Origin of the sequence: Streptomyces sp. NPDC058239 (assembly GCF_042882185.1) — a bacterium.
Taxonomy (GTDB): Bacteria; Actinomycetota; Actinomycetes; order Streptomycetales; family Streptomycetaceae; genus Streptomyces.
The window spans coordinates 91,143-100,397 of record NZ_JBHVWS010000002.1 but is presented as its reverse complement, the minus strand read 5'-3'; the positions used below and the strand labels follow the sequence as shown (position 1 = coordinate 100,397).

Below are 9,255 nucleotides of genomic sequence, written 5' to 3'. Positions count from 1 at the left end.
TTGGGGGGGCTCGGCAACACCCCGGGGGGCGCCATTTTCTTTTTCGCCCGCTACATCTCCCGGGGGGGTTTTGGGCCCCTTGGGTCCCCGGGCCCACCACACCTCAACATGCCAGCTGACCTGCGGATACCTACCTTCCCGGCCCTCCACTGATCACTGTTGTTTTTCAGCACCTTGTGCAACGCACGTGCAAGATGATCTCGCATGACTGACGCCACATCGGCTATGCCTGAGTATCCGTCAGCCTTCACGGAGGGTTATCGCCGAAGTGGCCTCGCAACGTCCGATGTCGGTCGTGTCACGCCGACCGCGTCTGGTCGACCATCGGCACCCACCGCGCCCCGGGCTTACTCAGCGGCAACGACTGCGACCGTTCCTGCCGACCAACAACGGACGTTGTGGCCGGCGAAGGGATCACCGGCAGGTGATCGACGGGATTTTGCACCGGGTGCTTACCGGAGCGCAGCGGCGTGATCTGCCCGAACGGTTCGGGCCGTGGAAGATGTGTACGCGACCAACAGCCGGCGAAGTCCACGAAACGTGGCCTACAGCCCCAAGTTCGCCTCAGCATCTTCGGCTGTCCGTCACCAGTTTCGATGGTCCTCCACGAGGTTGGCGATGAGCGCGAGCAGCGCGTCGGCCCGGGAACGGTCCTCGTGCTGAGTGCGCAGGGCCTGGTCGGTGGCCCTGAGCCGGGCCAGGGCGGCCGGTTCACCGTCCATCACGTCGTCGATCACCGGCTCAGTGATCAGGTCCAGGCACTCGGTGAGCAGCCGCCGGGTAGCAGGGAACGGTGGATTGGGGTCGGGGGCTGCGAACGCCTGAGCCAGGTAACGCGCCGGATCCGTGAGACTCCAGCCGACGACGGTGCCGTGCTGGACGAGGAGGGCCACATCGGGGGCAATGCCGATGCGGGCCTCCAGTTGCTCGTTGAGGACGTCGCGGTCGCGCAGGCTGGTCAGCACGGTGTCCCCGGGAGTGCGGCACAGCACCTCGCACATCTCCAGCCGGAAGTCCCGGACCTCGTCCGCGCGGAGCCCACCCGGGCGTACTGCGGGCAGGATGGAAACGCGGTTGGCGTCCTCGGCAGAAGCGGACTCCCCCGGCATTTGAAACTCCGCACCGGCCAGTCTCCGGCTGTCCGGGTCGAACCGGAGTACGTCGGGCGTATCCCACAACCGTTCCTGGCTGCCGAAAGTGGCCACGAGGAACCGCTCACGTTCCTTCACGTCCGCGTAGTGTGCAATGTCTACGGAGTTGCCCGAGAAGCGAGGGATGATGGGCAGCGGATCGGCTGTCACCGCCGCGTGCCAGTCGTTGTCAATAGTCAATCTCATGGTTTGCGCTCCCTCAATAGTTCCGCGCGGGGCATGAATCCGCCCCCGCCCGGAATCCTTCCCTCCACGATGTCCCTGTCGGTGATCGGCGCACCGGGGTCCGTGGCCTCGCCGCCCAGCGCCCTCGCGCCGGACTCGCCCTTGATACCCGACGGCCCGTACGCCGTGATGGCCTGGCCGGCTTGGGAACCCGGCCCATGGGTGACGACGACGTCCTCGCCCTTCCGGAAGATGAGCTTTCCGGCGCTGCCCTCCGACTGGTACACCGCGTCCGGGTTCTTCAGGATCTCCAGGACCTTTTCGTCGCTGAAGTTGTGCGTCTCGTCTCCGTGGTACTTGCGGTGCTTGCGGAGCGTGCCGTCCTGTGCCCTTTCACTGACCCCGTCCACAACCTTCAGGGCCCTTTCCCTGACCTTCTTTTGCCTGGCCTGCTCGGCCTTTTCCTCCTCCGTGCACGACTTCAGGCCCAGCGGATCGCACCCCGTGTAAGGGTTGTCCACGTAGCCGACGGGATTCGGCGCAGGAGCCAGCCCCAGGGGGTCCGGGGAAGTGTAGCGGCCGGTTTCGGGGTCATAGTGGCGGAAGCAGTTGTAGTGGAGCCCGGTCTCAGGGTCGAAGTACTGTCCAGGGAAGCGCAGCGGAATATATGCGCTGCTGTCCCGGGCCCAGGCCGTGGTGCCCCACAGGGTGCTCCGGCCGCGCCAGGCGATGGCGCCCGACTCGTCGATCAGCTCGGTCGGAGTGCCGATAAGGTCGGTTGCGATGGCGAAGAACCGACGGTCGATCTCCTCCTGACGGCCGTCGGCCGTGAGGATGCGCTCGGTCTGCGCCAGCGGGACGACGTCCTGGTGGTCCCAGGTGAGAGCGACCGCGTTCGGCGCGTCCGGCCGGTGACTGGTCTGTTCACAGAGGGTGAGGCCGTCCCAGGTGAAACAGACCTCCTCGGTCACAGTGTCGCCGTCGGCAGCCAGGCGCTGCTTCGCAGTGCGGCGCCCCAGTGGGTCGTAGCGGTAGCGCCAACGGGTCCCGTCGGGCGTGGTGACGGAGGTGAGGCGGTTCTCCGTGTCCCACTCGTAACGCCAGGTGTCGGCTTTTCGGGACAAGCGGATCTTCTGCCGCAGGGTGACCCGGCCGAGGGCGTCGTGCTCGAAGCGGACACCGCCGGCGCGGGTGATGCTGGTGCCGCTGTAGGTACGCGGTCCGGTGGCCTCACTGCCCGGGTGCCGGTCCGGCCAGGACGCCGAGGTCTGGTTGCCCGCGTCGTCGTACGAGTACCGCTCCGTCCAGCCCGGGGCGTGGACAGCGGTGGCCCGGCCCATGCGGTCGAGATCGAAGGTGCGGGTGCCCGACAGCCGGTCCGCGACGGAGAGCAGATGCCCGTCGGCACGGTAGCCGTAGGAACGGCTGTTGACGGCCTGGATTCCTGCCGTGATGTGCTGCGCGGTAAGCCGTCCGACCTCGTCCCAGGCTGATGTCATGGTGACCGCCTCCCCAAAGGCGCGGACCAGCTCGCGGCCGACGGCATCGTGGGTGAAGTCGACCCACCGACCACCTGTGGTCAGCCGCGAGAGAAGGCCGTCGGAGTCGTAGGCGTAAGAAGTGACATGTCCGGTGGGCGTGGTCCGGCGGATACGCCGTCCAAGGTCGTCGTAGGCGTGGAGGAGGGGACGGCCGTTCACGAGTTCCACTTTGACCCGTCCGCGACGGTCGTACTGGTACTGCAGTTCGCCCTCCGGACCAACTGCCTCCAGAAGGCGGCCCGCTCTGTCGTACGCGTAGGTCGTCACTCGGCCGTCGACGTTCTTGCTGAGCACTTGGCCGAGCCGGTCTCGCTCGAAGGAGATGGTTCCGCCGAGGGCGTCGACCCGCTCGGTGAGCTGGCCCGCAGCGTCCACGCGGTAGGTCAGGGTGCGCCCGTCGAAGTCGGTCTCGGACACGATGTTGCCAACCGCGTCGTACTCGTAAACCCAGGTCAGACCCTGCGGGTTGGTGACCCGGGTGAGGCGCAGGTCGTTGTCGTGCTCGAACTCGTAGCGGCCGCCGTCGGCACGGGTACTGGCGAGTGGGAGGTCGAAGTGGGTGTATTCGTAGCTTGAGACGCCACCGGAAGCGTCAATGTGGGTCAGGCAGTTGCCCTCGCCGTCGTAGGTCCAGGACTGCGTCGTGCCGTCCGCATCAGTGCGGTGAGAGAGTTTACCTTCGACACTCCATTCAAAGCGGGTGGCGGCGCCAAGGGGATCGGTGAGCGTGGTGGGGCGGCCGAAGGCGTCGCGTGTGATGCGGGTAATGGCACCGAGCGGGTCGGTGATCTCGACAGGCAGGCCAGCGGCATTGCTGCGGATGCGAGTGGTGTTGCCGAGTGCGTCCGTCACGGAGACCAGGTGACCGGTCTCGTTGTAGGCGGTGCGGGTCATGGCGCCGGACGGGTCAGTGGCCGCAGTTCGGTTGCCGCGTTCGTCGTATGCGTACTCGACCACGGTCCGGTCCGGGTTGGTGACGCGGACCGGTAGCTGGAGATCGTTGTACTGCACGGATGATTCCAGGCCGTCGGGGCGGACCTCGGTGGTCAGTCGTCCTGTCTCGTCGCAGGTGAAGCGGGTGATGTGGCCGAGAGGGTCGGTACGGGACAGCAGCCGGTGGTAGCGGTCGTGCTCGAAGCGGATGGCGGCTCCCAGCGCGTCGAATTCAGTTACCACTTGGGAGCGGTCGTTGATCACGTATCGCTTGGTGTGGCCGAGGCTGTCTGTCATGGACGTCATGCGCAGGCCGGTGTCGGGGTCGGTGTCGTCCCAGGTGAAGTGGGCTTCGAGGTGTCCATCGGCGCCGGCCTGGTACACGCAGCGATCGTGCTCGTCGTAGACGTACTCGTACCGGCTGCCGTTGGTGTCCGTCCATGAGGTGATGCGGCCCAGTTCGTCGCAGCCGAAGCGCAAGGGTTTGCCTGATGAGTTGGTGACTTCGGTGAGGTGGCCGTCGGTGTAGCCGTAGCGGAGGATTTCCTGGTCGGTGCCGTCGGGGGCGGCGCCCGCAAGGTGAAGGGCGGTGATCCTGCCGTCGTTCGTGGTGAGTTTCAGGTGGTATCCGCCGTGGTGCACGATCGACGTCGGCGCGCCTGTCTGGTCGTACTCGAAGGTGATCCAGCGGCCGTTGCGGTCGTCGATCTGAACCAGGAGTGCCAGCTCGCCGTTGGGTTGGTCGACGAAGTGCCGGACGTGGCCGGTCTCCGGGTCGGTGATGGTGTAGCCGTCGATTACCCGGTCCAAGGGCCAGCGTCGGCCATGCGTGGGCATGACGGGAACGCCGGGCGCTGGATGCGGGTAGGCCAGCAGGCTGCCCTCGTTGCAGCTGAACACCACGCCTTCGACGTCGATCTCCAGGCGCTGATCGACTGTGCTCGACCAGCCGGATCCGAACCAGCGGCCGGATCGGTACGAGGAGTCGAAGACGCGCTCGAAGACCAGGGGCAGAGATCCCGGGAGCACGATGTCCGTCTGCGGGAGCAGCATGCGTCCGGTCGCGACGTCGATGGGGTCTCCGGCGCACTTGACCTTGCTGCACTGGTTGGAGTTGGAGTCGGGGTTCTGCTCGTGTCCGTTCCGGTTCCTGCCCTTTCGGCGTTCGAGGAGGTCCTTCATCCCGGCGCGCAGGCCGCCCTTGGTCAGGCCGCCGCCCTTGGTGCCGATCATTTCGGGTACGAGGCGGCCGATGAATTCGGAGGGGTCGCCCTTGGCGGAGTCCCAGGCGGTCTTGAGGGCCCGGTCGGGGTTGGCTCCGGTGGAGACGAGGCCGGCGAGTGTGGTGTGGACGCCCTTGTAGTAGTCGGCCGGGTGGGTCAGGTTGTACGGGTCCGTCGGGCTGACCGAGCGGATGAAGTTGACCAGTCCCGCGCCGCCCTTGACGATCCCGCCGCTGAAGTGGGCGAGCTCGATGCCCTGTCCCAGGGCTTGGTCGTAGACCTCCCGCTTGAGGCGGTCCAGGCCGGTGGGTTCCTTCGGCGCGTGTGCCATCGCCGCGGTGACCGTGCCCTTGGCCGTCTCGGCCGCCTCGTTGCGCGTCTGCCGCGCAAGTTGCAGTATCTCCTGCGCAAGTTGCCGCTTGGCCAGCCCCGGATCGGAGAACTTTCCCGGATGCGGCAGCGGATGATCGGTGTTGCGGACCGCGTTGTACGCCTCCGCCTTCTGCTGGAACTCGGCTGCGGCCGTCTCGTAGTCCTGCTTGGCCTCCTTGTACAGGGCGATGGCCTCCCGGGCCTTGCCCTGAGCACTGGTCACCGTCCGCGCGTACGTCTCCAGCGCCCTGGCCGCGTCCTCGAACGCGTCCGCCGCACGCAGCCAGTCGGTCGGCAGGGTCTCGAAATACCTCCGGAAGACGTCGGCGGCCTCCCCCTTCCAGTGGCCGGAGTCGAGCTTCTTCATCCCGCCGCCGACGAGATCGAACGCCTGTTGGAAGTCGCGGAGGTTCTTCACCGTGGCAGCGATCTTCTCCGGCCTGCCGTGGATCAGCTCGTCCGCTTCCTCGCTCTGCCCGAGCTGTTTCTCACCGACCTCCGCCCCCAGCGAGGACGCGGTCTCATCTCCCCAGTCCTCGACCCCGTCGGCCCAGCCGTGTGCCCCGACCTTGTCCAGGCCCGCACCCAGCATGTCAGTACCGGTGTCAATGGCCTCGCCGGCGAACTCCTTGCCCTTGTCGAGCAGATGACCGGCCCCGTCGACCAGCCCGTCCCCGAGCCTCCCCCAGTCCACCATCAGTCTCTCTGCCCCCGCTCCGACCGCTCGGCCTCAGCAACCGCCTCCCGCAACGCCGGATCCACCGTCCAGGCGTTCCCCGTGGGATCCGGCCCCCCGATCCCCATCTCGGCACCGGTGTCCCGCCACAGCTGGTCAACCTCCTCGTTCGCCCTCAGCGCCGACTCCGCACTGAAGTCCGGGTTGTCGTACATCGACTGGCTCCGGATCGTGTCCCAGCTCATCTCCTTGACCTCGTCCTCGGACAGGTGCGGATTCCCGTTCAGCGAGTTCACACCGATCTTGAACGAGTCCTTGACGTACTGCTCATGCTCCGCGAACGAACCCGCCGACAGCCCGACCCCCACAGCGAATTTGTTGCCCTTCTGCGTCAGAGCCCGCACACCCCACTCCCAGCGATCACAGAACGTCTCGAACTCCGCCGCCAGCCCGCCATGCCCCAACTCCAGCCCCGACAAGCCGAGATCCGAAAAACCACGGCCCGCGGACGCCTCACCGATCATCCCGAGATCCTTCAGCTCGGCATGCGCCAGATCGATCCCCTTCGCAATCGCGGCCAACGCCTCAGGCGGCACACGAAGATCAGACCCGTCCCCGCTCACCCCACACCCCCGAGATCCACCGCCACCGAATCCGGCACGATCCCCGCAACCGGCGGGAACAACACACCGTCCTCACCGCCCGCATCCAGCGCCACCCCCGCAGGCCCCGGCAACATCGGCACCATCACATCCAGCAACCGCGCACCCAACACCGTCCGGTACACCCACTCCCGCGCCGCATCCCCCCGAGCCCGCGCAAACCGGGCCAACGCCTCCTCGTCCGAGAACGCACAAATCCAGCGGACCCCACCCTGCTCCGCCGACCACAGATCCCCCGACTCATCCAACGGCACCAACACCGCCGTACGCCGGAACTCTCCCAGCAAAACAGCAAACTCACGCCGAGCCGCCGCCAACGGATCACCGTCCGGCTCCATCGCACGGGCCGGTGCCGGTGCCTCAATCAGCATGGAAGGCACCTTGTCATCAGGCCAGGCGTCCAAGACCGCGATCTTCGAACGCCGGGCAGGCGACTCTGCCATGTCATCCCTGTTATCGAACACGCGTCGAATGCTGTCACGGCACGCTTTCCAATAGCAACGAACAAAAATGGCCATCCAGCCATGGGCTGGACCCGGCCCAGCTCCACCCACGCGCGGGCGGGCCTGCAAACACCCGCGGAAACGCTCCGCTGAGCCCTGGGCCTTCGTTCGCTCCGAAGCCGGGCGGGAAAGTGACGCGCCGGGGTCCGACAACGTCCCCACCGTCCCGCCCGGCCCCGGCGGCCTGATTCCGAAAGATCCCAACAGTCCTGCTCCCGATCCGCGTGGGATCCTCGCCTCTCAGCGGCTCCACGGCGTCCTCGCTCCCCCTCGGCTTCCTGCGCAGGTCAGTCACTCGGGGCGATGAAGCGCGGCAGGTCACAGGGCTCGCTGGTCTCTTCCGGGACATCTGAGGGTGTGACCCGACGGTCCCCCGGTCCAGGCAGCCTGCCTGTTCACGGGGCCGTCGGCCGTTACGGACGGTTCTGGTGGCCGACGTCGCGGACGAGGTCCAGGCCGAGGACGCGGTCGAGATGGGCGAAGGTCTCGAACTTGGCACCGGCCGGCACATCGGACCGTCCCGCCACATCGGCCAGCAGATCCAGTACGGCGTCGACACCGAGATCGTCGACGAGCGCCGCATGCGACTGTCGCAGCAGGTCTGCGGGGATCGGCCTGGACGGCTCCTTCGCCCAGTCGGCCACCTGCTGACGCCACTGCCGCAGTGTGCGCCGGGCGTCGGCCAGCGCTCCACCGGTGACCGTGACAGGTGTGCCGTAGGAGCTGCCGAGCAACAGCAGGCGCACGGCCAGCGGATCGGCGACCTCCGGTACGAGTACGTCCGGAAGATCCGGGGAGAGAAGGTGGCCGGGGTCCGGGACACCATCGTCCAGCAGCGCCGTACCGACCTGCCCCACACCGACCCGGACCCCGCCCATGGCGTCGTCCGTGTCGGTGCCCTGGGCGACCACGTGTACGTCGGCAGGGCCGCCGAGTGCCCCTTCCGGATGGTGGCCTTCGACGACGAGGGGCGGATGGATGCCGAGCACCGTCATGACGCGCTCGAGCGCTCGGGCCTGATCGCGCGTCAGGTCCGGGGTGGTGAGGACCGTGACGACCTGCAGGCCGTTCAGCTCCGCGGTGCGCGCCAGTACGTCGCCGACCAGTGGCACACGCAGGTACACCGGTCCGGCTCCGGTGCCGATGGCCGGCAGATGGACGCAACTGCGCAGCAGGCGGCGGGGTGCGGCGGGGATCTCCACGAGGTGACCGGTGCGGGTGTCGGCGATACGCAGCATGTTCGGAGGCTAGTCGCGGGCACCACCCGCACGTGGGAGAAACCTGTCGGGGCGGCGGTGTTGCGAAGCACGGAGCAGGACATGGGGCGAAGATGACGGGCCCGCGCCGCTTCAGTCCACCAGTCCGCGCCGTTGACTCCTTATGACGGAAATATCCCTCGGGCGTATCATGGGATTCGGGTTGGTGCACGCTCATGTGCACGGCCCGGAAGGGCGGCCCCGGCGCGTATTGCCGGGGTCGTTGTTGTGTATTGCCTCCCGGCTACGTGGCGACGATGCCGGCGGCGTCGAGAATCTGCGCCGCCGATGTGCAGTTACCGTCCCGTACGGCCTTGGTCATCGCGGTGTGTGCGGCCGAGGCGGAGGCGTGCGGCGGGATCACCAGGAACGAGAAGTGGTCCTGATGGCCGCGGGTGACGATCATTGTGCTGTCGGCGACTGCGGACCAGTCGATACGAATCCTGCGGTCGCCGATGACCAGGTGTCCCGGGGCGTCGTCCCAGGCACTCGCGTCGAGGCCGACCCGCGCGATGGGGCCCAGCCTGAGCGTCAGCGCGTCGATCAGGCCGGGCAGCTGACTTTTGATGTCACGGGAGCGCGGCCACCAGGCGCCGTCGAAGAACCCGGCCCGGCTGGAGGTCGTCTCCATCCGCAGAACAGCGCTACCGGGCACCGGCTGATCATCGGTGTCCGCCAGGAGCAGGAGAAGCTCCGGGGTACGTTCGTCGGCGGTCATGAGTTGCCACCTGTCTGGAGATCACCTGCTGGAGCGGGCAACCCTTGGTGCCGAA

The 9,255-nt window shown here is 67.2% G+C and carries 6 protein-coding genes and 1 pseudogene; 1 reads left to right on the top strand and 6 read right to left on the bottom strand.

The genetic code is table 11. The features are described 5' to 3' along the window. Window positions 1-313 precede the first annotated feature (313 nt). Window positions 314-502: pseudogene (locus ACFVYE_RS03020) on the top strand (transposase); the annotation flags it as partial. 82 nt (window positions 503-584) lie between these two features. On the opposite strand, the gene ACFVYE_RS03015 reads toward ACFVYE_RS03020, so the two are convergent. The 6 genes from ACFVYE_RS03015 to ACFVYE_RS02990 all read right to left on the bottom strand — a co-directional run bounded on the left by ACFVYE_RS03015 (window position 585) and on the right by ACFVYE_RS02990 (window position 9,200). Continuing rightward, on the bottom strand, window positions 585-1,337 hold the full coding sequence (locus ACFVYE_RS03015) for a hypothetical protein (protein ID WP_383963210.1): 753 nt from the start codon (window positions 1,335-1,337) through the stop codon (window positions 585-587). Beyond that, window positions 1,334-6,082: a putative T7SS-secreted protein gene (locus tag ACFVYE_RS03010; protein WP_383963207.1), complete on the bottom strand. Its 4,749-nt coding sequence runs from the start codon at window positions 6,080-6,082 to the stop codon at window positions 1,334-1,336. Before ACFVYE_RS03010 ends, ACFVYE_RS03015 begins: the two co-directional genes overlap by 4 nt. Beyond that, complete coding sequence (locus tag ACFVYE_RS03005; protein WP_389603788.1) at window positions 6,082-6,684, bottom strand: hypothetical protein; 603 nt, start codon at window positions 6,682-6,684, stop codon at window positions 6,082-6,084. The genes ACFVYE_RS03010 and ACFVYE_RS03005 overlap by 1 nt, the downstream gene beginning before the upstream one ends. Next, a complete protein-coding gene (locus ACFVYE_RS03000; protein ID WP_389603786.1) occupies window positions 6,681-7,241 on the bottom strand; it encodes an SseB family protein in 561 nt (186 codons plus the stop codon). Before ACFVYE_RS03000 ends, ACFVYE_RS03005 begins: the two co-directional genes overlap by 4 nt. A gap of 398 nt (window positions 7,242-7,639) precedes the next feature. Beyond that, window positions 7,640-8,464 carry a hypothetical protein gene (locus ACFVYE_RS02995; protein WP_389603784.1) on the bottom strand — a complete coding sequence of 275 codons (825 nt, stop codon included), beginning with the start codon at window positions 8,462-8,464 and terminating at the stop codon, window positions 7,640-7,642. Window positions 8,465-8,726: 262 nt separating this feature from the next. Then, a complete protein-coding gene (locus ACFVYE_RS02990; protein WP_389603782.1) occupies window positions 8,727-9,200 on the bottom strand; it encodes a DUF5994 family protein in 474 nt (157 codons plus the stop codon). Between the last annotated feature and the right edge of the window lie 55 nt (window positions 9,201-9,255).